This is a genomic window from Nocardia gipuzkoensis (assembly GCF_021183645.1).
Classification (GTDB): domain Bacteria; phylum Actinomycetota; class Actinomycetes; order Mycobacteriales; family Mycobacteriaceae; genus Nocardia; species Nocardia abscessus.
Genome location: NZ_CP089225.1, coordinates 3,432,075 through 3,456,368 on the forward strand (window position 1 = coordinate 3,432,075; position 24,294 = coordinate 3,456,368).

The 24,294-nt window shown below is 68.0% G+C and carries 26 protein-coding genes; 11 read left to right on the plus strand and 15 right to left on the minus strand.

Annotated elements, in window-relative coordinates; translation table 11 throughout:
* Positions 1–1,559 precede the first annotated feature (1,559 nt).
* Both LTT66_RS15360 and kstD read right to left on the minus strand, forming a co-directional pair.
* A complete protein-coding gene (locus LTT66_RS15360) occupies positions 1,560–2,426 on the minus strand; it encodes a MaoC/PaaZ C-terminal domain-containing protein (RefSeq protein ID WP_233068054.1) in 867 nt (288 codons plus the stop codon).
* Between the two features lie 170 nt (positions 2,427–2,596).
* Positions 2,597–4,306, minus strand: coding sequence for a 3-oxosteroid 1-dehydrogenase (gene kstD / locus LTT66_RS15365; protein ID WP_269822014.1), 1,710 nt, complete (start codon positions 4,304–4,306; stop codon positions 2,597–2,599).
* Positions 4,307–4,411: 105 nt separating this feature from the next.
* Between kstD and LTT66_RS15370 the strand changes: the two genes are divergently transcribed.
* From LTT66_RS15370 to dmpG, 4 genes are read left to right on the plus strand one after another with little or no spacing between them, the layout of a single operon-like run.
* On the plus strand, positions 4,412–6,037 hold the full coding sequence (locus LTT66_RS15370; RefSeq protein WP_233068059.1) for an FAD-binding protein: 1,626 nt from the start codon (positions 4,412–4,414) through the stop codon (positions 6,035–6,037).
* Position 6,038: 1 nt separating this feature from the next.
* Positions 6,039–6,824 (plus strand): 2-keto-4-pentenoate hydratase, encoded by a 786-nt coding sequence (locus LTT66_RS15375; protein ID WP_233068061.1) that lies wholly within the window; start codon positions 6,039–6,041, stop codon positions 6,822–6,824.
* 16 nt (positions 6,825–6,840) lie between these two features.
* Positions 6,841–7,746 carry an acetaldehyde dehydrogenase (acetylating) gene (locus tag LTT66_RS15380; RefSeq protein ID WP_195066835.1) on the plus strand — a complete coding sequence of 302 codons (906 nt, stop codon included), beginning with the start codon at positions 6,841–6,843 and terminating at the stop codon, positions 7,744–7,746.
* A 12-nt stretch (positions 7,747–7,758) separates the two neighbouring features.
* The gene (gene dmpG, locus LTT66_RS15385) at positions 7,759–8,796 is read left to right on the plus strand and encodes a 4-hydroxy-2-oxovalerate aldolase (protein WP_233068063.1); all 1,038 of its coding nucleotides are present in this window, start codon (positions 7,759–7,761) and stop codon (positions 8,794–8,796) included.
* A 14-nt stretch (positions 8,797–8,810) separates the two neighbouring features.
* On the opposite strand, the gene LTT66_RS15390 is transcribed toward dmpG, so the two are convergent.
* On the minus strand, positions 8,811–9,404 hold the full coding sequence (locus tag LTT66_RS15390) for a YdeI/OmpD-associated family protein (protein ID WP_233068065.1): 594 nt from the start codon (positions 9,402–9,404) through the stop codon (positions 8,811–8,813).
* A gap of 60 nt (positions 9,405–9,464) precedes the next feature.
* On the opposite strand from LTT66_RS15390, the gene LTT66_RS15395 reads away from it, so the two are divergent.
* Together LTT66_RS15395 and LTT66_RS15400 are read left to right on the plus strand one after the other, a co-directional pair.
* On the plus strand, positions 9,465–9,641 hold the full coding sequence (locus LTT66_RS15395; protein ID WP_233068067.1) for a hypothetical protein: 177 nt from the start codon (positions 9,465–9,467) through the stop codon (positions 9,639–9,641).
* A 150-nt stretch (positions 9,642–9,791) separates the two neighbouring features.
* Positions 9,792–10,649, plus strand: coding sequence for a 3-hydroxyacyl-CoA dehydrogenase (locus LTT66_RS15400; RefSeq protein ID WP_233068069.1), 858 nt, complete (start codon positions 9,792–9,794; stop codon positions 10,647–10,649).
* A gap of 63 nt (positions 10,650–10,712) precedes the next feature.
* Here LTT66_RS15400 and LTT66_RS15405 read toward each other — a convergent pair whose 3' ends face one another.
* Genes LTT66_RS15405 through hsaA form a run of 6 tightly spaced genes read right to left on the minus strand, consistent with a single transcriptional unit; the run spans position 10,713 to position 14,999 of the window.
* Positions 10,713–11,117, minus strand: a complete 405-nt coding sequence (locus LTT66_RS15405) for a type II toxin-antitoxin system VapC family toxin (protein WP_233068071.1) — start codon at positions 11,115–11,117, stop codon at positions 10,713–10,715.
* The gene (locus tag LTT66_RS15410) at positions 11,114–11,389 is read right to left on the minus strand and encodes a type II toxin-antitoxin system Phd/YefM family antitoxin (RefSeq protein ID WP_233068073.1); all 276 of its coding nucleotides are present in this window, start codon (positions 11,387–11,389) and stop codon (positions 11,114–11,116) included. The genes LTT66_RS15405 and LTT66_RS15410 overlap by 4 nt, the downstream gene beginning before the upstream one ends.
* A gap of 58 nt (positions 11,390–11,447) precedes the next feature.
* Entirely contained in the window at positions 11,448–12,020 is a 573-nt protein-coding gene (gene hsaB, locus LTT66_RS15415) for a 3-hydroxy-9,10-secoandrosta-1,3,5(10)-triene-9,17-dione monooxygenase reductase subunit (protein WP_181719017.1), read from the minus strand.
* A gap of 20 nt (positions 12,021–12,040) precedes the next feature.
* The gene (gene hsaC, locus LTT66_RS15420; protein WP_233068075.1) at positions 12,041–12,946 is read right to left on the minus strand and encodes an iron-dependent extradiol dioxygenase HsaC; all 906 of its coding nucleotides are present in this window, start codon (positions 12,944–12,946) and stop codon (positions 12,041–12,043) included.
* Positions 12,946–13,824: a 4,5:9,10-diseco-3-hydroxy-5,9,17-trioxoandrosta-1(10),2-diene-4-oate hydrolase gene (gene hsaD / locus LTT66_RS15425; RefSeq protein WP_233068076.1), complete on the minus strand. Its 879-nt coding sequence runs from the start codon at positions 13,822–13,824 to the stop codon at positions 12,946–12,948. The genes hsaC and hsaD overlap by 1 nt, the downstream gene beginning before the upstream one ends.
* A gap of 11 nt (positions 13,825–13,835) precedes the next feature.
* Positions 13,836–14,999 (minus strand): 3-hydroxy-9,10-secoandrosta-1,3,5(10)-triene-9,17-dione monooxygenase oxygenase subunit, encoded by a 1,164-nt coding sequence (hsaA, locus tag LTT66_RS15430; RefSeq protein ID WP_181719015.1) that lies wholly within the window; start codon positions 14,997–14,999, stop codon positions 13,836–13,838.
* Between the two features lie 197 nt (positions 15,000–15,196).
* On the opposite strand from hsaA, the gene LTT66_RS15435 reads away from it, so the two are divergent.
* From LTT66_RS15435 to LTT66_RS15445, 3 genes are all read left to right on the plus strand, one after another.
* The gene (locus LTT66_RS15435) at positions 15,197–16,396 is read left to right on the plus strand and encodes a Rieske 2Fe-2S domain-containing protein (protein ID WP_233068078.1); all 1,200 of its coding nucleotides are present in this window, start codon (positions 15,197–15,199) and stop codon (positions 16,394–16,396) included.
* Positions 16,396–16,725, plus strand: coding sequence for a hypothetical protein (locus LTT66_RS15440; protein WP_233068087.1), 330 nt, complete (start codon positions 16,396–16,398; stop codon positions 16,723–16,725). The genes LTT66_RS15435 and LTT66_RS15440 overlap by 1 nt, the downstream gene beginning before the upstream one ends.
* A gap of 118 nt (positions 16,726–16,843) precedes the next feature.
* A complete protein-coding gene (locus LTT66_RS15445) occupies positions 16,844–17,713 on the plus strand; it encodes an MBL fold metallo-hydrolase (RefSeq protein ID WP_233068089.1) in 870 nt (289 codons plus the stop codon).
* A gap of 6 nt (positions 17,714–17,719) precedes the next feature.
* Here the strand turns inward: LTT66_RS15445 and LTT66_RS15450 are convergent, their stop codons facing one another.
* Both LTT66_RS15450 and LTT66_RS15455 read right to left on the minus strand, forming a co-directional pair.
* Complete coding sequence (locus LTT66_RS15450; protein WP_233068091.1) at positions 17,720–18,130, minus strand: cupin domain-containing protein; 411 nt, start codon at positions 18,128–18,130, stop codon at positions 17,720–17,722.
* A gap of 46 nt (positions 18,131–18,176) precedes the next feature.
* A complete protein-coding gene (locus LTT66_RS15455; RefSeq protein WP_233068099.1) occupies positions 18,177–19,226 on the minus strand; it encodes a saccharopine dehydrogenase NADP-binding domain-containing protein in 1,050 nt (349 codons plus the stop codon).
* Positions 19,227–19,322: 96 nt separating this feature from the next.
* Here LTT66_RS15455 and LTT66_RS15460 point away from each other — a divergent pair, with 96 nt between their 5' ends.
* Entirely contained in the window at positions 19,323–20,240 is a 918-nt protein-coding gene (locus LTT66_RS15460) for an AraC family transcriptional regulator (protein WP_233068102.1), read from the plus strand.
* Positions 20,241–20,443: 203 nt separating this feature from the next.
* Here LTT66_RS15460 and LTT66_RS15465 read toward each other — a convergent pair whose 3' ends face one another.
* The 4 genes from LTT66_RS15465 to LTT66_RS15480 form a co-directional block, all read right to left on the minus strand.
* Complete coding sequence (locus LTT66_RS15465; protein WP_233068103.1) at positions 20,444–21,196, minus strand: DUF427 domain-containing protein; 753 nt, start codon at positions 21,194–21,196, stop codon at positions 20,444–20,446.
* Between the two features lie 91 nt (positions 21,197–21,287).
* Entirely contained in the window at positions 21,288–22,535 is a 1,248-nt protein-coding gene (locus LTT66_RS15470; RefSeq protein ID WP_233068105.1) for an MFS transporter, read from the minus strand.
* Complete coding sequence (locus LTT66_RS15475; protein ID WP_233068106.1) at positions 22,532–23,005, minus strand: MarR family winged helix-turn-helix transcriptional regulator; 474 nt, start codon at positions 23,003–23,005, stop codon at positions 22,532–22,534. The genes LTT66_RS15470 and LTT66_RS15475 overlap by 4 nt, the downstream gene beginning before the upstream one ends.
* Before the next feature lie 111 nt (positions 23,006–23,116).
* Complete coding sequence (locus LTT66_RS15480; RefSeq protein ID WP_233068107.1) at positions 23,117–23,608, minus strand: cupin domain-containing protein; 492 nt, start codon at positions 23,606–23,608, stop codon at positions 23,117–23,119.
* Positions 23,609–23,683: 75 nt separating this feature from the next.
* On the opposite strand from LTT66_RS15480, the gene LTT66_RS15485 reads away from it, so the two are divergent.
* The gene (locus LTT66_RS15485) at positions 23,684–24,286 is read left to right on the plus strand and encodes a TetR/AcrR family transcriptional regulator (RefSeq protein ID WP_233068108.1); all 603 of its coding nucleotides are present in this window, start codon (positions 23,684–23,686) and stop codon (positions 24,284–24,286) included.
* The last annotated feature ends 8 nt before the right edge of the window (positions 24,287–24,294 follow it).

The following is a 24,294-nucleotide window of genomic DNA, read 5'->3' on the forward strand; positions in this document are numbered from 1 at the left end:
GAACTCCCACGGTGCAGCCGGGGGTATCCGCAAGCGGTCCCAGCATCGACAGCGCGTTGCGTATCCGGCCGGGGAGCGTCCCCCGCCCATCTGCTCCAGCGCGTCACGCTCCATGACGTGAGCGCAGTCCGGATCGGCGAAGCCTAGCCGAACCTCGCATCCTGCGCGGCACTTGGCAGCGATGATCTCGGCTGCCCTCGGCAGCAGTTCGAACACGAACGGGTAGGCATACCCGATAATGTCGATTCATTCGGTTGCCTTGTGTACCAACGAAATCCATAGGTCGTTGGGAATGTCCGCCCGGTGTGCGTACGCGCTGATGACCTCCGCGGTAGCCGGTGCGCCGGATTGCATGTCCGGCCGCGCCACGGGCCATAGGGTCTCTTCGGTCTCCTGGAGTGCTTCGGCTATCCGAATCCTGGTTCGACGGTGCGGTACCCGACCGGCAAGCCACCGGTTGACGGTCTTCACGTCCACGCTGGCGATTGCCGCCAGCGCAGCTGAGTCGAGTCCGGCCCTCAGCATCGCGGACTCGAGTCGAGATGTCATACGCACATCTTCCCAAAGGTCCCTCGAGGACACACCGGACGTTTCAAATGTCCGGCAAAGCGTTCTCGGCGAAGTTCTGGCGTCCCGCGGCTATCCATACCTTTGAGACAGCGTTCGGCACCGGTCGATTCGTTCCCCGGTGCCGCGTGCGAACCAATCGTCAGGGCAGCGGTGGATATCGATTGCACGGCCCGCTACGGCCGTCTGCCGGACGACGCCCACCCGAAGCCGGTGAACACTCAGGGGGTTCGACGTGAGCCACGACCTAACCCAGCGCGTCCCGAGGGCGGACGAAATTCCTCCAGGCCGGTACGAGCCTCCGCCGCTGTTGATGCTGTGGCTCTTCGCGGACGCTATGGCTGACTGGGCCTACAAAGACTCCCCGGGTACGGGTGAACCGTCCCCGTACTCGGGTGAGAACCAAGCACAGGGACGAAAGTGACTCTGTTACCGGACGATCGGGTCGTCGTCGACCCTGTGCCGTTGTCTCGGTGCCGCTGGTGGAAGACGGCCGACGGCCCACCGAATGGATGGGGGACACTGACCGATGTCCGTTGCCCCGATAGGCTGTTCTGCCTCCACCTGGTCCCGGTCGTAGACGGCCGAATCGGAGGGCACCAACGCAGCGACCGGCGTCCGTGCCCGTGGCCAGGTTCCCGGATCGAAGACGACCGGCCGGAGGGTTTGCGATGAAGCCGAACCCGTCGCACGTCACGACATCCCCGGATGGCTCAGCGTCGGTCGAATGGAAGCTGGTCGGACGCATAGCGCGTATCGCCCAACTGACGAACGGCGAGACCCCCACTGTCTCGTTCATGCCGTGGCCGGATCTATCGGAGGCTCGGGAGCGCTACCCGCGTCTCGGCGGACTCTGGGACCGGGTTCGACACGACTACTGGGCCGAGATACTGACCGCTGGAATGCTTCCAGGAGACGAGCACCCGGCCCCCCAAGCCGTCCTGCGGACGCGCTCGCCCACATGTGGCGCGCCGTCATGCGAGGCAAACCGCTCAGGCGGGGCCGATCCGTAGGGAGACGTCGCCGAGAACCGGTGCGTCGTCGCGCTCCACCACGGTTGCGGCGATGGTGAGTACGTCGTCCCGCCGCCAGATCCGGGTGCGGATCGTCTCGCCCGGGTAGAGCACGCCCGCGAACCGGGCGCGGAACCCGATGACGCGGCTGGCGTCGGAGTCGAGCACGGTGTCGGTCGCGGTCTTGCACACGATGCCGTAGGTGCACAGGCCGTGCAGGATGGGCGCGGGAAATCCGGCGGCACGGGCGAACTCGGGGTCGGAGTGCAGCGGGTTGCGGTCTCCGGACAACCGGTAGAGCAGCGCCTGCTGCGGCAGGGTCGGCGTGGTGACCTCGAAGTCCGGGGCGCGGTCGGGCAGTTCGGACTTGCTGCTGGGGCCGCGCTCGCCGCCGAAGCCGCCCTCACCCTTGGCGAAGATCGATGAGCGCTCGGTCCACAGCGGCGCTCCGTCGGAGCCGGTGACCGTGTGCTCCTGCACGATGACCGCTGCCGAGCCCTTGTCCCAGACCTCGGCGATCCGGCTGACCTTGGTCGCCTTGCCCGCGGCGGGAATCGGCCGGTGCACCTCGACCTCTTGATGACCGTGCACCACCTTCGCCAAGTCGATCTCGATGCCGGGGAAGCTCACCTTCGGCGGCTCGGTCTCGTGCACCGTCGCCGCCACGGTGGCGAAGGTCGGCAGCACCTGTGGTTCCCGATCGTCGAGATAGCGCAGCTCGGCGGGGTCGGTCCAGCGCGTACCCGCGCCCAGGCCCAGCTGGTAGAGCTGCACGTCCGAGGGGGTCCAGGCGAACTCCCGGCTCGGCAGTTGCGCGCCGAGCGCGATCTTCGGGTCGATGGGCATCAGTTCTCCTTGTGCATGATTGTGGATCGATCCGGGCCTGCCGCACCGCGACCGGGGCCGCGCCGGAAATCGATGCGCCTTTCGGTCCGAGCATGCTCGGCGCGACCGAGGCTCGCCAGTGCGTCGCCCGTTCGGCGGGATGGGTGCGTGACCCGCACCGCGAGCGGTCGTCAGGCTTCCGTCGCAGCGGGTGCGGGCCGGTCCTTTTTGCGCTCGACGATGTCGAGCACCGCGAGGTAGCCGAAGGTGATCGCGGGGCCGATGGTGGCGCCGGGCCCCGCGTAGGTGTGTCCCATCACCGGTGTGGAGCAGTTGCCTGAGGCGTACAACCCTTCGATGACGCTGCCGTCCTCGCGCAGCACCCGCCCGGCGGTGTCGGCCACCAGTCCGCCCTTGGTGCCCAGATCGCCCGGCACGATCTTGGCGGCGTAGTACGGGCCCTGCACCAGCGCGGCCAGGCACGGGTTGGGCCGCACGGTCGGATCGCCGTAGTACCGGTCGTAGTGGCTGTCGCCGCGGCCGAAGTCCTCGTCCTTGCCGGTCTCGGCGAAGCCGTTGAACCGGGTGACGGTCGCGGCCAACTCCTCGGCGGGCACGCCGATCTTGCCTGCCAATTCCTCGATGCTCTCGGCCTTGACGATGAAGTCGTTTTCCATCCACCGGGACGGGAAGCGCTGCCCGGGCTGTAGCCCGGCGAAGATGTAGCGGTTCCGGTAGCGCTGGTCGAACACCAGCCACGCGGGGATGTTCTCGCCCGGTCCCTCACCCTGCCCGTACTCGCCGCCGTACATGGTGTGCACGGCCTCGACATAAGGAGCGGACTCATTTCCGAATCGCTTGCCGTCGGCGTTCACCATGATGCTGCCGGGCAGGTTCCGTTCGGCCAGCGCGAACCACGGTTTGCCGCCCTTGAAAATGGTCGGCCCCCACCAGGCGTCCTCCATGAAACCGATAGCCGCGCCCGCACCCATGCCCGCTTGGATGCCGTCGCCGGTGTTGGCGGCCGCGCCGGTGGTCCACTCGGTGGTGATGGGCTGGCGCTGGTATTTGGTGCGCATTTCAGCGTTGTGCTCGAAACCGCCGCTGCCGAGGACTACGCCGTAGCGGGCGGTGAAGGTGACCGGCTCGCCCTCGTGCAGCGCATGGACGCCGGTGACGACGCCGTTCGTCACGACGAGGTCGGTCATCGGAGTGTTCAGCAACATCGGCACGTTCGCGTCCATGAGTCCCTTGCGCATGCCCGCGATGATGGCCTGCCCCATGCCGACGATGTGTTTGCGGGTGAACTTGGCCCAGTAGGTACGCGCGCCGACGCGCATCGCCCGGAGCATGCCCTTCGGATGACGCCGGATCAGATTGAGCCGGACGAAGTCGGCTTGCATGACCACCACGTTCAGCGGAGCCTTCGCGTACGGCGGCTCCAGGTTGAACCGCTCGTCGCCGAGGATCTTCGTGTCGAACGGCTTGGGCTCACACGAGCGCCCCTCCGGCCGCCCGCCCGGCGCCTCGGGATGGTAGTCGGAGTAGCCCGGCACCCACGTCATCTTCAGCGGCGAGTGATCGAGCACGAAGTCCATCGCTTCCGCGCCGCGATCGATGTAGGTGTCGATCCGTTCCTTGGGCACGACGTCGCCGATGATGCTGTGCAGGTAGGTCCGCGCGTCCTCGCGGTCGTCGGGCCGACCGGACGCGCGCAGCGCCTTGTTGCCCGGGATCCACACGCCGCCGCCGGAGCGCGCGGTCGACCCGCCGTAGTGCGCGGCCTTTTCGATGACCACCACGCTCAGCCCGTGCTGGGCCGCGGTGAGGGCGGCGGTCATGCCGGCGGCGCCGCTGCCGACCACCACCACGTCGTATTCCCGATCAGTCATGTAGAACACGTTATAGAATGGACGCGCCATTGGTCTATGTTGTGTGGCAGAAGACTTGCTCGACGTTCCGTTTGTCGAGGAAACTTGTTTCAGTTTCAGACCGGAGTTAAGAACATGGGCCTCGAATGGGACCTGGCCACCGACGTTGTCGTGGTCGGATACGGCGCCGCGGGCGCGGCGGCCGCGCTGGAAGCGACCGCGGCGGGCGCGCAGGTGCTGGTGCTCGAACGCTTCGCCGGGGGCGGCACGTCGGCGCTGTCCGGCGGCATCATCTACGCGGGCGGCGGCACCTCGGTACAGCGGGAGGCGGGGGTCGAAGACACCCCGGAGGCGATGTACGCCTATCTCGAGCGCGAGGTCGGCGGCGCGGTCACTCCCGCGACGCTGCGCAAGTTCGTGGACGAGAGCCCGGAGCTGATCGAGTGGCTGAAGGCGCACGGCGTCCCGTTCGAAGCCTCACTGTGCCCGTACAAGACTTCCTACCCCAACGACCGCTACTACCTGTACTACTCCGGTAGCGAGATCTCCGGCGCGTTCCGTGACATCCCGGCCGCTCAGCGCGGACATCGGGTGAAGGGCAGAGGCACTTCGGGCAAGAAGCTCACCGGCCCGCTCGCCGCTGCGGCGTCCCGGGCGGGAGTCCGCGTGGAAACCCTCACCCGGGTAACCCGATTGATCACCGACGGCACGGGCGCGGTGATCGGCGTCGAGTGCCACACACTGCGCGACGCCCCCGGCCGGGTCCGGGACCGCTACACGCGCATGGCGAACATCGCGGCCAAGCCGGGCATCTACTACCCGCCGCTGCGGCGCGCACTGGAACAGCGGCTGGACCGGCTGGAACGCCGGTACGGCAGCACGATACGCGTCCTCGCGCGGCGCGGGGTGGTGCTGTGCGCGGGCGGCTTCATCGCCAATCGCGACATGGTGCGGCAGTACGCGCCCGCCTTCCACGGCGGTCTCGCCCTCGGCACCACCGCCGACGATGGCAGCGGCATCCTGATGGCCCAGCAGGTCGGCGCGGCCGTGGACCGCATGGACAACGTCTCCGCGTGGCGATTCCTGCTCCCGCCCAGCGCTTTCACCGGCGCGCTGCTGGTGGACGCCGCCGGTCGCCGGGTCATCGACGAGACGCGCTACGGCGCCGCGGTGGGCAACGCCCTGATCACCGAGCACGACGGCAAGGGCTGGCTGCTGGCCGACGGCCCGCTGATGCGCACCGCGATCGGGCAGATCGGCAAGCAGGGCGCGTGGTTCCAGCGCGGGCAGTTCGAAACCATGCGGCGCACCGCGGTCAGTGGCGCCACGCTGGAGGAAGCGGCGACGAAGGCGGGGATCGATCCCGCCGGGCTGCGCGCGACGGTCGAGGCGCACAACACCGCGATCGAGACCGGCGCCCCCGATCCGGCCGGCAAGCCCGCCGAGTTCACCAATCCGGTCCGCACCGGCCCGTTCTGGCTGTTGGATGTGGGCATCAAACCGAGCCTGACCAACCCGTGCCCCATGCTCACCCTCGGCGGCGTCGTCGTGGACGAGAACACCGGCGCGATCAAGACGGGCGAGGGGGACGACATCCCCGGGCTCTTCGCCGCCGGTCGCACCGCGCTCGGCGTCTGCTCCGAGTCCTACGTCAGCGGGCTGTCGCTGGCCGACTGCGTCTTCTCCGGCCGCAGGGCCGGCCGGTCCGCGGCGGGCGAGCAGGTCTCGGCGCTGGAAAAAGCAACTGTGGAAGGGAACTAGCGTGCTGTCCGACGCGGTACGAACCGAACTGGCCGACGAACTCGAGCGCGCGGAGCGCGAACGGGTGGCGATCGATCCGCTGATCACCCGCCACCCTGACATCGACGTGGTCGACGCCTACGAGATCCAGCTGATCAACATCCGGCGCAGGCTCGCCGACGGCGCGCGCGTGGTCGGGCACAAGGTGGGCCTGTCCTCGAAGGCCATGCAGCAGATGATGGGCGTGGACGAGCCGGACTACGGGCACCTGCTCGCGGAAATGGAAGTCTACGAGGACGTTCCGGTCGAAGCGGGCCGCTATCTGTTCCCCCGTGTCGAGGTGGAGGTCGGTTTCGTGCTCGGCGCGGACCTGCCCGGCGCGGAGTGCACCGAAGCGGACGTGCTCGACGCCACGGTCGCCTTCGCACCCGCGATCGAGCTGATCGACTCGCGGATCAAGGATTGGCACATCGGCCTGGCCGACACCATCTCCGACAACGCGTCCTCCGCCGGTTTCGTGCTCGGCGCCGAGCGCGTCGCGCCGAAGGACATCGACGTCAAGGCCATCGACGCGGTGCTCACCCGCAACGGCGAGGTGGTCGCCGAAGGCCGCAGCGACGCCGTGCTGGGCGATCCGGTGATCGCGGTGGCCTGGCTGGCGCGCAAGGTCGCGAGTTTCGGCGTCCGGCTGAAGGCCGGTGACATCGTGCTGCCCGGCTCGTGCACCCGCGCCATCGACGCCCGTCCGGGCGATGCGTTCCACGCCGAGTTCGCCGGACTCGGCTCTGTCCGTCTGCAATTCACCTAGGGAGGCTGTCGTGTCCGTGAACGGGACCGTCACCGCCGCGATCGTCGGGTCCGGCAACATCAGCACCGACCTGCTCTACAAACTGCTGCGCTCGGAGAAGATCCAGCCGCGCTGGATGATCGGGATCGACCCGGACAGCGAGGGCCTGAAGCGGGCGCGCGGGCTCGGGCTGGAGACCTCGCACGAGGGCGTGGACTGGCTGCTCGGGCAGTCCGAACTGCCCGAGTTGATCTTCGAGGCGACTTCGGCGTATGTGCACCGCGCCGCCGCGCCGCGCTACGCCGAAGCGGGCATCCGCGCCGTCGACCTCACCCCCGCCGCTGTCGGCCCCGCCGTCGTGCCGCCGGTGAACCTGGGCGCGAATCTCGACGCGCCGAACGTCAACATGATCACCTGCGGCGGCCAGGCGACGATCCCGATCGTCGCCGCGGTCTCGCGGGTCGTCCCGGTGCCGTACGCGGAGATCGTAGCGTCGGTGTCGTCGGTTTCCGCGGGCCCCGGCACGCGGGCGAACATCGACGAGTTCACCAAGACCACCAGCCGCGGCGTCGAGACCATCGGCGGAGCGCAGCGCGGCAAGGCCATCATCATCCTGAATCCGGCCGAGCCGCCGATGATCATGCGCGACACCATTTTCTGCGCCATCCCCGAGGACGCCGACACCGACGCGATCGCCGACTCCATCCACCGGATGGTCGCCGACATCCAGCAGTACGTGCCCGGCTACCGGCTGCTGAACGAGCCGCAGTTCGACGAGCCATCGGTGGTCTCCGGCGGCTTGGCCAAGGTGTCGGTGTTCGTCGAGGTGGAGGGCGCGGGCGACTTCCTGCCCCCGTACGCGGGCAACCTCGACATCATGACCGCCGCCGCGACGCAGGTGGGCGAGGTCATCGCCGAACAAATCGTCACGGCCCGGGTGTAAGGAGCTATTCGAATGGCCTACTCAGCAGAACTCGACATCCGCGTCACCGACACCTCGCTGCGCGACGGATCCCACCACAAGCGCCACCAGTTCACCGCCACCGAGGTCCGGGACATCGTGGCCGCGCTGGACGGCGCGGGCGTCCCGGTGATCGAGGTGACCCACGGCGACGGCCTGGGCGGCTCGTCGTTCAACTACGGCTTCTCCAAGACGCCGGAGCAGGAACTGGTCACCATCGCGGCCGAGACAGCGAAGCACGCGAAGATCGCCGTGCTGATGCTGCCCGGCGTCGGGGTGAAGGAAGACATCAAGATCTCCCAGGACAACGGCGCGTCGATCTGCCGCATCGCCACGCACTGCACCGAGGCCGACGTGTCGATCCAGCACTTCGGCCTGGCCCGCGAACTCGGGCTGGAGACCGTAGGCTTCCTGATGATGTCGCACACCCAGCCGCCGGAGGTGCTGGCCGAGCAGGCGCGCATCATGGCCGACGCGGGCTGCCAGTGCGTCTACATCGTCGACTCCGCCGGAGCGCTGGTGCTGGAACAGGTTTCCGACCGGGTCGCGGCGCTGGTCGCCGAACTCGGCGACGACGCGCAGGTCGGCTTCCACGGCCACGAGAATCTCGACCTGGCCGTGGCCAACTCCGTGTACGCCATCCGCGCGGGTGCCACCCAGATCGACGGCAGCGCGCGGCGTTTCGGCGCGGGCGCGGGCAACACGCCGGTCGAGGCGCTGGTGGGGGTGTGCGACAAGCTCGGCGTCAAGACCGGCATCGATTTCTTCGCCATCGCCGACGCCGCCGAAGACGTCGTCCGCCCGGCCATGCCGCAGGAATGTCTGCTCGACCGCCAGGCCCTGATGATGGGCTACGCGGGCGTCTACTCCAGCTTCCTCAAGCACGCCGAACGCCAAGCCGAGCGTTACGGCGTCTCGGCCGCCGAGATGCTCGTGCGCGCGGGCAAGCGCAAGCTGGTCGGCGGGCAGGAGGACCAGCTCATCGACATCGCGCTGGAACTGCAGCGGGAGAAGGCGACGGTCACCGCCTGACCCGGAAACGGTCGCTATCCGGCCAGTTCGGCGACCATCCGCCGCACTAGGTCGGCGCGCTCGGTGGAAGTCCGCGCCTTCATCAGCCGCAGGAAGTAGGCGTACTGCGCGGTGCGGTCGAGTTGATCGAAACTGTTCCGTGCGGGGGCATTCGCGCCGAGCGCGTCACGCAGGTCGGCTGGGCAGGTGGCGGTGCGCTGAGGTGCGTAGGCGGCCGACCAGCGGCCGTCCGACTGGGCGGCGGCGATGGCCGCGAAGCCGGGGGCGCGCATCCGGCCCGTGGCGATCAGTGCTTCGGCTTTACCGACATTGACCTGCGACCAGGGGCTCTTCGGACGGCGCGGCGAGTACCGCTGGAGGTAGTGGTCCGCGTCGAGGCCGCGGCGGTGACTGTCGATCCACCCGAAGCACAGCGCGCCGTCGAGCGCCTCGGTGATCGTGATCGTCGTGCCCGCCGCCCCCTTCTTGGCGATCTTCAGCCAGACCCCGGCGGCCTGGTGGTGATTGGCTGCGAGCCACTCCTCCCACTGCCCGATGCCGGTGCAAATGAGGATGCCCGTTTCATCCCACTGACCCACACGTGCCTCCAAAGATGCGGTGCTGTTCATACACCTCATCCTCCGCCCCAAAGTGCTCATCAACTGAGCACTTCACCCTTTGAGTGGCGCATGAGCATGGGTGATCTCGGAATTCCCCGCGCTCAGGGGCAGAGTAAAGAATTCGATGTCACCGGCACGCGCCTGCTCTGCTTCTCCGGCGCGGAGTTCAGCGAAGACCTCCGACGCGCCGAGCGCGAAGGCGAAGTCGAGTTGGTTGGGCTGGACGAACTGTACGGCCGTTCGTGAACGCGCGGCCTCCTCGAAGTCGGCGCGAAACCGGGAAGCGTCCCGTGGCGGCGGCGATCGCCGAGCGATCGGCGGCGTAGTGTCTCTGCCGCCGTGCATGCGGCGGCATCCCGGCCGGTGACCGGGCCAGACAGTCGAGAGGATCGGCGAATGACCATCGATATTCGCAAGGTGACCGTCCTCGGCACGGGAGTGCTCGGGTCGCAGATCGCATTCCAGACCGCGTTTCGCGGTTTCGAGGTGACGGCCTACGACATCGACGACAGGGCGCTGGCCGCGGCCGAGAAGCGACTCCACGGGCTCGCGGCGGTTTACCGCGAGCAGGTACCCGGCGGTGGGGACGGCAAGGCGGAGCAAACGGCGGCGGGCATTGCGCTCAGTTCCGAGCTGGCTCGAGCGGTGCAGGACGCGGACCTGGTCATCGAGGCCATTCCCGAGGTGCTGAGCATCAAGCAGCGGACATATGAGGAACTCGGCCGGGTCGCTCCGGAGCGCACCATCTTCGCCACCAACTCCTCCACCCTGCTGCCCAGCGCCATGAAGGACTTCACCGGCCGCCCGGACCGGTTCCTAGCGCTGCACTTCGCGAATCAGGTGTGGCACTTCAACACCGCCGAGATCATGGGTACGGCCGACACCGACCCGGCGGTGTACCAGGCCGTGGTCGACTTCGCCTCGAAGATCGGCATGGTGCCCATCGAAATCCACAAGGAGAAGGCCGGTTACGTCCTGAACTCGCTACTGGTGCCGTTGCTCAACGCGGGCATGAGCCTGGCGGCGGGGGGCTACGCCGATCCTGAAGCGGTGGACAAGACCTGGCAGATCGGCACCGGCGCACCGGCCGGGCCGTTCCGCATCCTCGACATCATCGGCCTGACCACGCCGTACAACATCCTGGTCAACAACGAGGACGAGGACTCCCAACGGCTGGCCCAGTGGTTGAAGGAGAACTACATCGATAAGGGCAAGCTCGGCATCGCCACCGGCGAGGGGTTCTACAAGTACTGACCTGCGAGGGCGACAGCGCCACCCGGCTCGGTCGGCCACACGGCCGATCGAGCGCTTGATGCGCTAGACCGCGACGATCTGGAGCATGCTTTCCAGCCCGAGGAAATCCGCGCTGTTGCGGGTGTACAGCGGTAGTCCACGTACCGACGCGATCGCCGCTATGAGCAGATCCATCCGGCGGGGCCGCGGGTCGCGTTTCGTTGCCAGGGTAAGTGCTACCAGGGTGCCGTAGCGTGTCGCGGCCTCCGCGTCGAAAGGCAACGGATCGAAATCCACTATGGCGGCGCCGAGTTGCTCGGATCGTGCGGCGCGAGTAGCAGTGTCTTTCGCCATGGCGACGCCTTGGTGCAGTTCAGCCAGCGTGATTGCGGTGATCTCGGGCAGCTTCGGCAAAGACGCAGGATCAAGCGCGTACAGGTCGATGTAGGTGCAGGTGTCCAACACGCCTGAGGCGTATCGCTCGGTCATGAACGTGATCCCCATGCATCGTCGTCACCGACCCGATCTTCTGTTCCGAAGAATTCGTCGGCCTCTTGCCGCATGCGGGCATAGTCGATACGCGGGAGTTTGCGATGCCGTTCAACAACTTCTTCCGCCGTGCGGCGGCGCTGTCGGCCGACCGGCCGCACCTCGGCAACCTCCACCCCATTTCGGGTTACGCGGAAAGTCTCCCCGGCCTCGACAGCATCCATGACCGCCGCTGAGTTGTTGCGGAACTCGCGCTGGGTGATCACCTTCATAGCACGATTGTAGCCCCATGTAGCGCGACGAGCTACAGAAGTTCGTTTCTTCGGGTCGCTACAACCAGGTGTCCAGCGTGGTAGTCGTGAGGAAGTGCTCCAAGTCCGCGCGCCAAGGGGCCGGGGTGGTCTTCTCGGGTTCGATGGCGGTGTACTGCCCCCGGTAGAAAAGCAGGGGGCGGCCGGTGGTCGTCGTTTCGGTGAGGGCTTGGACCCGGCCGATGACGATGTAGTGGTCGCCGCCGTCGACGACGCTGTCGACCTTGCATTGGATGGTGGCCAGCGCGTCGTCCAGGACCGGCAGGTCCAGGTCGGAGGTGTGCCAGGCGGCGCCGGCGAACTTGTCGGGTTCGCGGGAGCCGAAGCGGGCGCACAGTTCGCGCTGCTGTTCGGCGAGGACGTTCACGCAGAAGCGCCCGGATTTCTCGATCGCCGCCCAGGACCTGGACGCCTTGGTGGGGCAGAACAGCACCAGGGGCGGTTCCAGCGAGAGGGCGGCGAACGATTGGCAGGCGAAGCCGATCGGGGCCTGCTCGCCGTCGAAGGTGGTGATCACGGTGATGCCGGTGCAGAACTGCCCCAGCACATTCCGGAACTGCCGTGGATCGATCTCGGATCCGTCCGCGGTCATCGTTTCGCTCGCCCTCTCGGTCACTGCTGCCGCTGTCCGACGGTGAAGTCGTGGCCCCACAGGCTCACCGCGGTGGATTCCCGCGCGATCCAGTCGTGGTCGTCCACTTCCAGGCCCTCACAACCGAATTCGACGTCGAAACCGCCCGGCGTCTTCATATAGAAGGAGAGCATCTTGTCGTTGACGTGCCGCCCGAGCGTCGCCGACATCTTGACCTTCTTGCGCAGCGCGCGGTCCAAGGCCAGCCCGACGTCGTCGGCGTTCTGCACCTCGATCATCAGGTGCACGATGCCGCTCGGTGTCGGCATGGGCAGGAACGCCAGCGAGTGGTGGCGCGGGTTGCAGCCGAAGAACCGCAGCCAGGCGGGCTCGCCGTCGGCCGGGCGGCCGACCATCTGCGGTGGCAGCCGCATCGAGTCGCGCAGCCGGAAGCCGAGGACGTCACGGTAGAACTCCAGCGCCGCCTTGTCGTCCTTGGTGCTGAGCACCACGTGCCCGAGCCCCTGCTCCTCGGTGACGAACTTGTGCCCATAGGGACTGACCACCCGGCGATGCTCCAGCGCCGCGCCGTGGAACGCCTCGAGCGTGTTGCCGGAGGGATCGTCGAACCGGATCAGCTCGTACACCCGGCGATCGGCCAGTTCGGCGGCGGTGCCCTCCTTGAAGGGCACGCCCGCCGCGTCCAACCGGTTGCGAATGTCCTGCAGCTCTTCGGCGTTGGCGGTTTCCCAGCCCGAGATCAGCAGCCGGTCCTGCTCGCCGGGGACGATCACCAGCCGGGCCGGGAACTCGTCCATGCGCAAATACAACGCTTCGGGGTCGGCCCCCTTGCCCTCGACCATGCCGAGGACCTTCAGGCCGTACTCCCGCCAGGCGGCCATGTCGGTCGCCTCGATTCGCAGATATCCCAGTGAACGGATTCCCATCACTTCTCCTTGACGCCCGCGAGGAAATCGATGGCCAGCCGGTTGAACTCATGGAACTTCTCCAGCTGCGCCCAGTGCCCGCACCCGCCGAAGACGTGCAGCTGCGCGCGCGGGATCAGCTTGGTCGCCACCAGCGCGCCGTCCAGCGGGTTGACCCGGTCCTCGCGACCCCAGATCAACAGCACCGGCTGACGCAGCTTGTAGGCGTCGCGCCAGAGCATGCCCTTCTCGAAGTCCGCGCTCGCGAACGACTTGCCCATGGCGCGGGTCGCGGCCAGTGCCTCCGGCGTGCTCGCCGAAGCGAACCGCTCCTCGATCAGCTCGTCGGTGACCAACGACTGGTCGAAGACCATGATGCGCAGGAACGCCGCCAGGTTCTCCCTGGTCGGCTCGTAGTTGAACTTGGAGAGCAGCTTCACGCCCTCGGTCGGATCGGGCGCGAACAGGTTGGTGCTCAGCCCGCCCGGTCCCATCAGGACCAGCTTTCCGGCCCGATCCGGGTAGTCCAGCGCGAACCGGACCGCCGCGCCGCCGCCGAGCGAGTTGCCCAGCAGGTGCACCCGCGAGGTGATCTCCAGGTGGTCGAGCAGGTCCTTCAGCGCCGACGCGCTGTGCACGAAGTACTGCGGATGCTCGGTGGGCTTGTCCGAGCGGCCGTAGCCCGGCTGGTCCACCGCGATCACGTGGAAGTGCTCGGCCAGCACCGGGATGTTGCGCGCGAAGTTCGACCACGAGGACGCGCCCGGACCGCCGCCGTGCAGCAGCACGATCGTCGGCCCGTTGCCGACGCCCGCCTCGTGGTAGTGCAGCCGCAGATCGGGCCGCACCTGCGCGTAGCGGGAAGTCGATTCGGCGGTGAGTTCCACGGTCGATGTCACGGTCACCCCTCCTAGACCATGCCGTCGGTGACGGGCAGCCCGAACTCGTGCGTGCCGTACATCAGGTACGCGCGCTCCGGATCGTTGGCCGCGTGCACCCGGCCGGCGTGCGCGTCACGCCAGAAGCGTTGCAGTGGTGTGCCGTTCGACAGCGCGGTGGCCCCGGAGCTCTCGAACAGCTTGTCGATCGCGGCGATCGAGCGGCCGGTCGCGCGCACCTGGTCGCGGCGGGCTCGCACGCGCAGGTCGAACGGGATCTCCTCGCCCGCCACCAGCAGCGCGTATTCGTCGGCCACGTTGCCCGACAGCTGGCGCCACGCGGCGTCGATGTCGCTGGCGGCCTCCGCGATGCGCACCTTGGCGAACGGGTCGTCCTTGGCCTTCTCGCCCGCGTAGGCCGCGCGCACCCGCTTGCCCTGGTGCTCGACGTGCGCCTGGTAGGCGCCGTAGGCCATGCCGACGATCGGGGTGGAGATGGTAGTGGGATGGATTGTGCCCCAAGGCATCTTGTAGACCGGGTCGGTGTTCCGCTCCAGGCCGGGCGATTTCAGCTCGCTCATCGCGCGGAAGCTGAGGAATCGGTGCGAGGGCACGAAGACGTCCTTCACCACGACGGTGTTGGAACCGGTGCCGCGCAGGCCGACCACGTTCCACACGTCGTCGATGCGGTAGTCGTCGCGCGGGATGAGGAAGCTGCCGAAGTCGACCGGCTTGCCGTCCTTGATCACCGGGCCGCCGAGCACCGCCCAGGTGGCGTGATCGCAGCCGGACGACCAGGCCCACGCGCCATTGACCAGATAGCCGCCGTCGACAACCGTGCCCGCGCCCATGGGCGCGTAGGAGGAGGAGATCCGCACTTCGGTGTCCTCGCCCCAGACGTCTTCCTGCGCTTGCTGGGCGAACAGCGCGAGGTGCCAGTTGTGCACGCCCACAATGCCCGCCACCCAGCCGGTGGAGCCGCACGCGCTGGCGATCTTGCGCACGGTGTCGTAGAAGACCACCGGATCGGCGGCGTGACCGCCCCACTGCTTGGGCTGGAGCAACCGGAAGAAGCCGGTCTCCTGCAACGCCTTCATGCTTTCGTCGGGGATGCGCCGCAGGTCCTCGGCCTCCTGTGCGCGTTCGCGCAACGTCGGCAACAGCGCTTCGACCCGTTCGGTCACTTCTTGCGTCATCTCGGGACCTGCTCCTGCCTGGTCGGTGATGTCCAGAATGTCATTTGCCTCTGAGACTAGAACAGGTTCCTATTTCTGTCGAGAACCGGTGTCGACCCCCGCTCGGACATGCGCTCATGCAGGAAGTGAGGGGAATCGCTGGCGTCTAGAGCGCCAGTTTTGTAACGTGTTCTAGTACAGATGGAGGAGGAATCGCGATGGCAGTTACCCCACAGGGCGGCGGTGCGAAGGTACGGGAGCTGGATGTCGGCACCGCACCCACCCGCTATGCGCGGGGATGGCATTGCCTGGGTCTGGCCAAGACGTTCCGGGACGGCAAGCCGCACGCGGTGAACATCTTCGGCACCAAGCTGGTCGTCTGGGCCGACGGCGACGGTGAACTGCGGGTGCTCGACGCCTACTGCAGGCACATGGGCGGCGACCTGAGCATGGGCGAGGTCAAGGGCGACGACATCGCCTGTCCGTTCCACGACTGGCGCTGGTCGGGGACCAACGGCAAATGCACCGCGATTCCGTACGCCCGCCGGGTGCCGCCGTTGGCGCGCACCAGGAAGTGGACCACGCTCGAGCGCAACGGCCAGCTGTTCGTCTGGCACGACCACGAGGGCAGCCAGCCGCCGCCCGAGGTCACGATTCCGCACATCAAGGGCCCTTACACCGACGCGGACGGCAACCCCACCGAGCAACTCGACAGCGGGTGGACCGACTGGACCTGGAATTCGATGCTGATCGAAGGCGCCAACTGCCGCGAGATCATCGACAACGTGGTCGACATGGCCCACTTCTTCTACATTCATTTCGCCTTCCCGACGTACTTCAAGAACGTCTTCGAGGGGCATATCGCCACCCAGTTCCTGGAGACCAAAGGCAGGCCGGACATCGGCATGGCCTCCAAGTACGGCGGTGACACGCTGCTCAAGTCCGAGGCCTCGTATTTCGGACCCTCGTACATGATCAACCCGCTGATCAACATCTACAGCGGTTACGAGGTCAAGAGCGTCCTGATCAACTGTCACTACCCGGTCACGCAGGACTCCTTCGTCCTGCAATGGGGCATCACGCTGGAGAAGCCGAAGGGCGTCGAGGGTGAGATGGCGACCAAGCTGGCGGAGAAGATGACCGAGGGCATCAGCGTCGGCTTCCTGCAGGACGTGGAGATCTGGAAGCACAAGTCCAAGGTCGAGAATCCGCTGCTGTGCGAGGAGGACGGGCCGGTCTACCAGCTGCGTCGGTGGTACGACCAGTTCTACGTCGACCTGGCCGACGTCACCGAGAAGATGACCCAGCGCTTCGAGTTCGAGGTGGACACCACCAAGGCGAACGAGGCGTGGGAGGCCGAGGTCGCCGAGAACCTGCGGCGCAAGCGCGAGTCCGAGGAAGCCGAGGCCGGCGTCTGATGGCCACCTGGGCGAAGGCACCCGATTTCGCCGATCAACCCGCGCGGCGAGCCGAAGTGCACGCCCAGACGGTGGTCGACAAACAGCGGTACCTGGAGGACGGCCTGACCCCGCTGCGGTGTCAGGCCTGCCAGAGCCAGGTGCTGGTGCGCAAGAGCAGCACGCACCAGACCTCGGTGCAGTGGACCGGCGATCCCGCCGAACGCTGCCCGGTCTTCGCCGAGCTGAGTGCGGGCGGCCACGGGCCGGGCCGCCCTGACTCGTGTCCCGACCTCGAGCGCACCATCGCCTGGGCCGTGACCGAGGGAGTGCTCGAAATCCCTGACTAGGCACGGTATTCGAGGGCCCTCAGCACGGCTCGGTTTGCCCGCCGATCGCCGCGGCGATGACCGTGCTGTCGCGGGCGAGCCGTGCTCGGGCTACGTTGACGGGAACAAGAAGACCTTCGTGCCGGAACGGATCTCGTCCGATCCGGCGCCGCAGGAGGGAGTTTCCGTGATGCTGGTGCGGCATCTGGACTGCGCGACCATGTGCCCGGTCGGCGGGCGCGCGCTGCTGGGCAGCGGTGGGCTGCTGACCGGCGGGCTGGTCGGGCATTGCCTGCTCATCGAGTCCGATGCCGGGCTGGTGCTGGTGGACACCGGATTCGGCATGGCCGACGTGCTCGACCGCGGCCGGCTCGGGTTCGGTACCGCGCGCTTGCTGCGACCGCGGCTGCGTCCGGAACTCACCGCGCTGCATCAGATCCGCGGGCTCGGCTATCGGCGCGAGGATGTCCGGCACATCGTGCTCACCCATCTCGATGTCGATCACGCGGGCGGGCTGTCCGACTTTCCGGACGCCACCGTGCACGTCTTCGCCGACGAACTCGACGCGGCGACCCAACGGCTCACCATCGGGGAGAAGCTGCGCTACCAGCCGCGCCAATGGGAGCACGGACCCCGCTGGCTGGCCCACGAAACGGGCGCGGACACGTGGTTCGGCTTCACCGCCGTCCCGGTGCTCGAGGACATCATGCTGATCCCACTGGTCGGGCACACCCGCGGGCACAGCGGCGTCGCGGTGCGGCAGAGCGACGGGTGGCTGCTGCACTGCGGTGACGCCTACTTCCACCACCGACAGCTGGTGGTGGGGAAGGCTCGCCCACCGGTTGGGCTCGGCGTCTTCGAGGTGTTGGCGGGCACGCTGGGGCGCGCGCGGGTGGAGAACCTGGAGCGCCTGCGTACGCTGCGCGCCGATCACGGTGACCGGGTGCGGATGTTCTGCGCGCACGATCCACACGAGCTCGCTCAATTCGCCAGGGTGCCGGTGCGCTGACCCCGGTCAGTCCAGCCGGAAGTCCGCGAAGTCGAACCCCGGCGCGACGATGCAGCTGACCAGCGCATACTCCGTGCCCGCCGGTCGCGCCGACTGGCTCACACCGCCGGGCACCACGGCCTGGAGCACATGACCGTGCTCCAGGCCGGGGCCGAGGATCACCGTCCGGCCGCCGATGTCCAGCGCCAGCGGGCCGCCGCGATGCCAGAGCCACAGCTCGTCGGATCGCACCGTGTGGGGGGCCGACTGCTCGCCCGGCAGCAGCAGGAAATGGATCGCCGTGGCGGCGGCGCGCGGACCGGGGTAGCCCTCCGGCGTGAATTCCACGGGACTGCGCCAGGTTTCGCGATACCAGCCGCCCTCGGGATGCGGTGCGAGATCGAGTGCGACGGCGAGCGGCGGTCGATTGTCGGTCATCGTTCGACTATGCCCGATCCGCCGACTGCCCGATTCGCGCTGCCGGTCAGCTTTCCTCGATGCGCCAGGTGATCCCGAACGGTGCCAGCGCATCCAGGAAATCGGCAGCGTCGAACGCTTCGGCGGGGGCCAGCGCACCCGGTGCGGCCGCGCCCTCGGCCAGCCGGACGGCCGTCTCCACCGCCATCAGCGCCGAATCGCGGTAGGAGTCGACCCCGCTCACCACGCCGCGGACCCGGACGCCGTCCACGCCGAACGTGTCCACCACGAGGTCGTAGCGCAGATCCGAGCTCGGCTCGTCGGGCAGCGTCTCGATGAGCTCGGCGGTGAAACCGCTGAGCAGGTCGAGGATCGAGGTGGCGAGCACGCCCTCGACGTAGGAGACCTCCGAGTGCCGGGGGATGGTGATAACCGGGGGCTGCGGGAACTTCGCGACGGGAGTCGGCTCCGCGTCGCCGGGGAAGATCATCTTGTCGTGCCGTGCGGTGGCGCCGGTGCGCAGTTCGCCGCCCGCGTAGTGCCAGCCGCCGCTACGGAACCAGTCCAGGCTGGCGAACACCGTCTTCGCGCTTCCTTTGGAACCGTTGCCGCCGCTCTTGCTCAGGTGACTCAGCACCACCTCGGCCGGTCCGGCCACCCGGCGGGTGGTGAGGTGCGCGAGCAGGTCGCCGGAGAGATTGTTGTCGGTGATGCCGGAGACAACGGTGACGCCCGCCGCCGCGGCACGCGGACCGAACTCCTCGAAAACCCGCCGCAGGAACAGTTGTTCGCCGGATATGTCGGTGTAGTGCGCGCCCGCCTCGATCGCCGCGGCGAGCACCGCTGCGCCGTTCTCGACGTAGGCGGGCAAGCTGCTGATCACGACGTCGGCTCCGGTGAACGCCGTGACGAGGGCCGCATGGCCGGTCAGGTCCGCTACCCGGATGTCGGCATTCGGGAGGTCCGCGGCATCGGCGGCGGCCCGGATGCGATCGGCGTCGCGGCCCACCAGGATCGGGGTGATGCCGCGGCGGCGCAATTCGGCGAGCAGGTAGCTGCCGGTGTGGCCGGTGGCGCCGTAGACGGCGATGGTGGGGGTGGCTTCGGTGGATGTCATGAGAAGAAATGTATTGCCCACATCTGAGCTATCCAATGCTTATAAAGCTCTATAGTTTGTCTGGAACGCTCAAACTGGGAGTGCTACGGTGTTCTGGTGGACATCCTCAGCGAGGCCATCGCCGCCATTCGCACCGGTAGCCCGACCTCGGGTCTGTTCGTTCGGCACGCTCCGTGGGGTCGCCGGTATCCCGTGGTGCCCGGCGCGGGCTTCCACGTCGTGTTGCAGGGGTCGTGCTGGGTGGTGCCGCCGGACGGACGGCCGATGGCGCTCGGCGTGGGTGACGTGTTGTTCATGCCGCGCGGCGCCGATCACGACCTCGTCGACAGCTTGGACTCCCCGGTCACCGAGCACGCGAGGCCCGGAGAGCCGAGGGAAATCGTGGGGCCCGGCGTTCGGACCGCGTTGCTGTGCGGCGCCTACGAACTCGGCCGCGGGCGCAGCCATCCGATTCTCGACGAGTTGCCCGAGTTCATCCACCTGCCCGCCCGCCCGGGGCGTCATCCGGCGTTGCGCGGCGCCGTCGATCTGCTGGCCGCGGAGATCGCCGAGCCGCGCCCGGGCAGCGACGCGGCCGTGCCCGCGATCCTGGAGACGCTGCTGCTGTTCATCCTGCGCGCCTGGTTCGACGAGCAGGCCGACGCGCAGTCCTCCGGTTGGGCAGGCGCTTTCGCCGATCCGGCCGTAGCGGCGGTGTTGCGCGCCGTGCACGAGGAGCCCGCGCGAGCCTGGACCGTCTCCGATCTCGGTCACGTTGCGGGCGTCTCCCGCGCCACCCTCGCCCGCCGCTTCACCGCGACGGTCGGCGAACCGCCGCTGGCCTACGTCACCCGCTGGCGCATGCTGACCGCCGCCCGCCTGCTCCGCGACACCGACAGCAGCCTCGGCGCCGTCGCCCGCCGCGTCGGATACACCTCGGAATTCGCCTTCGCGAAGGCGTTCAAACGCGAATACGGCCTGGCTCCCGGCCGATACCGCCGCGCGGCCGACAGCCCGCCCTTGGTCGCGGTCTGACCGGAGGACGCGGCGGGCGGCGACCTTGCGAGCACTCGCCGAGCCGCGTCTGGGCATTGCGCCGGATACTGGCGCACCTGCCGCCGGAGCCCGGACCGGCTGGACGCATCACGGCGATCCCGGGCACTTTCGCCTTGCGGCAGGCTATCGACCGGCACCGCGACGGCGACGACGCGCAACGGGCCGACGGGCTATCGCTGAACTCAGCTGAACGGCGAGCGGGGCCGTTCCTGGAGTTCACCGTCCACGTAGATGTCGACCTTCTCGTTGTAGAAGCAGACCAGCCCGGCGACTTTCTGACTCTCCGGAAGAGGTGTGCGGTAACCCCACACGTAGTCGGGATACTCCTTGCCTTCGACGCGGACAGTCCAGTAGTCGGCGGTGCCCTTATAGGGGCAGCGGGTGTGGGTGGCCGACGGGTGCAGCAGATCCATGCGGACGTCCGTCATCGGCAGGTAGTACCGCGCGGGAAGGCCCGTTTCGAAGAGGATGCGCGGCGCGCGCGAGTCGGCGACGGTGACGCCGCCGATCTCGACCCGCACATGACGCGAACTGGCCAGGATGTCGACGCGCGAATACGGGTTGCGCGGGTGGACGTAGATCGGTTCGTCTTCCTCGAACCACTCGTCCATCGCGTTCCACTCCAGCCGCACCAAGTCGCGCAACTCGGTGAGCGGCGAGTCGTGATACCGCAGTGCCGCCCCGCCTGCCGTCGTGCCGTCGACCATGACGTCGTATACGGTCGCGTCGCCCCGGCTCGTGGAGTGTTCGGTATGTCCGTTCGGTTCGAGTTTGGCGCGCAGATCCGCGACCGGCAGATAGTAGGCCGGGTAGTGCGGGTTCTCCCACACCAGCACCGGCCGCGCGCTGTCGGCCACCAAGTGGCCGCCCAGGTAGACGCGCACCCGCTTCTGGCTGGTCTCGACGCTGACGCGGCCCCGCTTCGCTTCGGTCATATTTCTCGACCGTACTCCTCGCACCGGCCGCCGCCAGGGTGGAAACGCCGAAGGCAGCCACGCCGGTGGCTGCCTTCGGTATGCCTCCGGATCAGTCGTCGCCGACGGTGATGGCCTGGGCTTCCTCGACGCTGTGCGGTGCGGGCTCGTGCTCGTCGAGGTGTGCCAAGGCGGCGCACCCGGTCAGCAGGACGACGACCGCGGCGGCCGTGCACGCCGCGCCGACCCAGAACGGCAGCGAGATGCTGTGCTCGCCCAGTTTGCCCGCGAGGTAGGGCGCCGCGGCGCCGCCCGCGAAGCGGACGAAGCTGTACGCGGCCGACGCGGTGGACCGTTCCACCGGCGCCGAGATCATCACGGCCTCGGTGATCAGCGTGTTGTTCACGCCGAGGAACAGGCCCGCCAGCACGGTGCCCGCGATGAGCGCCGGCTTGTGCTCGGCGAAGACGGCCATCACCGCCAGATCCGCCGCGAACAGTCCCAGCGACAGTCCCATCATCGGCAGCGAACCGAACCGGCGCTGCAACCGGGGAGCCAGGAACACCGACGCGATCGCCAGCAGCACACCCCAGCCGCAGAAGATGAAGCCGATCGCGTAGGTGCCCATGTCCAGCGGGAACGGGGTGTAGGCGAGCAGGGTGAAGAAGCCGAAGTTGTACAGCAGGGCGGTGATGCTCACGATCAGCAGCCCGCGGTGGCGCAACGCGCGGAACGGCGCGGCGATCGAAGTGTGGTGCGTGGGCTTCGGGCCCTCCGGCAGCAGGACGACGATGCTGACCAATGCGACGGCCATCAGCACCGAGACGCCGAAGAACGGTCCGCGCCAGCTGATTCCGCCGAGCACCCCGCCGAGCAGCGGACCGGTCGCGATGCCGATGCCGAGCGCGGCCTCGTACAGGATGATCGCGCGGGCCACGCCGCCGCTGGCCGCGCCGACGATGGTGGCCAGCGCGGTGGCGATGAACAGCGCGTTGCCCAGACCCCAGCCCGCGCGGAAGCCGACGATCTGCGTGACCGTGCTGGACATACCGGCCAGCGCCGCGAACACGATGATGATCGCCAGGCCCGCCAGCAGCGTCTTCTTGGCGCCGAAGCGGCTGGACACCACGCCGGTGACCAGCATGGCCACGCCCGTCACCAGCATGTAGCTGGTGAACAGCAACGACACCTGGGAAGGTGAGGCGCGCAGCTGCTCGCCGATCGGTTTGAGAATGGGATCGACCAGGCCGATGCCCATGAACGCGATCACGCTCGCGAACGCGACCGCCCAGACGGCTTTCGGTTGCTTGGTGCCGTCCGCGGCCGAGGCCGCGGCGCGGGTGGGAGCCACTGTGCTCATCGATGTCCCCTCGATATCGGATCGTGCTGTCGCGTAGCCGTTTTCAGGGCCTCCAGCAGGTCGTGCAATTCGGCGTCCAGCCGTGCCAGGCGTTCGGTGTCGAAGCCGGGAAGATGTCCGCCGATCGCGGCGGCGAATGCTCGGCGGAACTCGGCCAGCCGGGTTCGCCCGGCCGGGGTGAGCTCGACGATGACGACCCGGGAGTCCTCCGGGTCCTTGCGCCGGGCCGCGAATCCCTCCGCGACCAACTTGCCGATCAGCGCCGTTGCCGCCGGCTGTGAACATCGGTCGATCCTGGCGAACTCACTGACCCGCAACGCGCCGTGTTCGTCGAGCACCGAAAGCGCTCGCGATAAGGCGCGCGGCAGGTCGTCGCCGCTGATCACCCCGGCCAGCCGAGTGAGCCTGCCCGCGGTGACGAGAAGGTCGACGACGATGTCATCCGCTGCGTTCACCTGAGCTTGCTGCACGAGAATATTATTACATAGGCTAACTATCTATCTATGGTGAAGTCGGCCACGCGCTCCGGATCTGTGGTTGAGCCCCGCGCAGCCGCGTGCTCCGCGGGGCTCGCGATGGAATCAATCCTGCTGCACGGCAATGGGTTCTGGCGTCGTCTCCTCGTAGCGGATGCCGTAGGCCGCCGCGATCGGATTGATTTTCACCGGGTCCAGCACGCCGTCGGTCAGCACCGACGCCCCGGCCTCGAAGAGGTCTTCCAGGTAGCACTCCCATCCGCCGGGTGAGGAGATCTGCAGTACCCGCGGCGGCGGCTGCGACCCGCAGCGCAGGGCGTGTGGCACGCCGTGGGGCAGCAGCACGAACATGCCGTCGGTCGCGGAGAGGGTCCGGTCGTCGAACTCGACCTCGAGCGTGCCTTCGAGCACGTAGATGCATTCGTCCGCGATGTGGTGCGTGTGCCGGGGGATATCGCGTGCCAGGGTCACCTCGAGCAGGGAGAACCTGCCTTCGGTGTCGGCGGTTGTGGCTTTCACTGCGAACGCGGGCGGTAACGGCACTCGGCCGGGACGCGCCTCGCCGGGGTTCAGGAGGCGGAAACGATTGTCGGACATACTGCTACCCTTCGATGACACGAAACGGAATCGGAATCCGGTTCCGTTTGAAGCGTAAACATGGAGGGATCGCCAGTGTCAAGGCCACCGACGCCCCGGCGGCAGCGCGCCGACGCCACGCTCAACCGCGCCCGCATCGTTGCCGTGGCTCGCACGCTGTTCGCCGAACGCGGCGCGGCGGTGCAATTGCCGGAGGTGGCTCGCGCCGCCGGAGTCGGCGTCGGCACCGTCTATCGCCATTTCCCCACCCATGCCGATCTCATCGAGGCGGCCGCCGAGCAGCGCTTCGCCGAGATCGAGGACTTCGCCCGCACCGAATGCCTGCCGGCCGAGCCCGGTGCGGGCCTGGCCCGCTACTTGCATCACGTCGGCGCGGTCCTGGCGGCCGATCGCGGTCTGTCGGCTGCGATCGGGGCGGCGCGGCAGTCGGCGGGCAGCGAGCCGAGGGGTGAATCCCGCACCAGGCTCGAAGGTGTGATCGGCGAACTCCTCGAGCGGGAGCGCGCCGCGGGAACGCTACGCGACGACTGCACGGTGGCGGACGTCTACCTGATCGTCGGCGCGTTGTCCGCGACCATCGCCAGTGGAAGCGGCGACTGGCGGCGACTCGTGGAGATCGTGCTCGACGGCCTGCGTCCGCGGGCCGCCGATGCGGCCCGCGTACGCGCGGACGGGTGATCCGGCCG

Coding starts and splice junctions, on each gene's coding strand:
- LTT66_RS15360 (WP_233068054.1), bottom strand. CDS start 2,426: ATGCCCATCGACCCGAAGATCGCGCTCGGCGCGCAACTGCCGAGCCGG.
- LTT66_RS15370 (WP_233068059.1), top strand. CDS start 4,412: ATGGGCCTCGAATGGGACCTGGCCACCGACGTTGTCGTGGTCGGATAC.
- dmpG (WP_233068063.1), top strand. CDS start 7,759: ATGGCCTACTCAGCAGAACTCGACATCCGCGTCACCGACACCTCGCTG.
- LTT66_RS15390 (WP_233068065.1), bottom strand. CDS start 9,404: ATGAACAGCACCGCATCTTTGGAGGCACGTGTGGGTCAGTGGGATGAA.
- LTT66_RS15395 (WP_233068067.1), top strand. CDS start 9,465: ATGAGCATGGGTGATCTCGGAATTCCCCGCGCTCAGGGGCAGAGTAAA.
- LTT66_RS15400 (WP_233068069.1), top strand. CDS start 9,792: ATGACCATCGATATTCGCAAGGTGACCGTCCTCGGCACGGGAGTGCTC.
- LTT66_RS15405 (WP_233068071.1), bottom strand. CDS start 11,117: ATGACCGAGCGATACGCCTCAGGCGTGTTGGACACCTGCACCTACATC.
- LTT66_RS15410 (WP_233068073.1), bottom strand. CDS start 11,389: ATGAAGGTGATCACCCAGCGCGAGTTCCGCAACAACTCAGCGGCGGTC.
- hsaB (WP_181719017.1), bottom strand. CDS start 12,020: ATGACCGCGGACGGATCCGAGATCGATCCACGGCAGTTCCGGAATGTG.
- hsaC (WP_233068075.1), bottom strand. CDS start 12,946: ATGGGAATCCGTTCACTGGGATATCTGCGAATCGAGGCGACCGACATG.
- hsaA (WP_181719015.1), bottom strand. CDS start 14,999: ATGACGCAAGAAGTGACCGAACGGGTCGAAGCGCTGTTGCCGACGTTG.
- LTT66_RS15435 (WP_233068078.1), top strand. CDS start 15,197: ATGGCAGTTACCCCACAGGGCGGCGGTGCGAAGGTACGGGAGCTGGAT.
- LTT66_RS15440 (WP_233068087.1), top strand. CDS start 16,396: ATGGCCACCTGGGCGAAGGCACCCGATTTCGCCGATCAACCCGCGCGG.
- LTT66_RS15450 (WP_233068091.1), bottom strand. CDS start 18,130: ATGACCGACAATCGACCGCCGCTCGCCGTCGCACTCGATCTCGCACCG.
- LTT66_RS15455 (WP_233068099.1), bottom strand. CDS start 19,226: ATGACATCCACCGAAGCCACCCCCACCATCGCCGTCTACGGCGCCACC.
- LTT66_RS15465 (WP_233068103.1), bottom strand. CDS start 21,196: ATGACCGAAGCGAAGCGGGGCCGCGTCAGCGTCGAGACCAGCCAGAAG.
- LTT66_RS15470 (WP_233068105.1), bottom strand. CDS start 22,535: ATGAGCACAGTGGCTCCCACCCGCGCCGCGGCCTCGGCCGCGGACGGC.
- LTT66_RS15480 (WP_233068107.1), bottom strand. CDS start 23,608: ATGTCCGACAATCGTTTCCGCCTCCTGAACCCCGGCGAGGCGCGTCCC.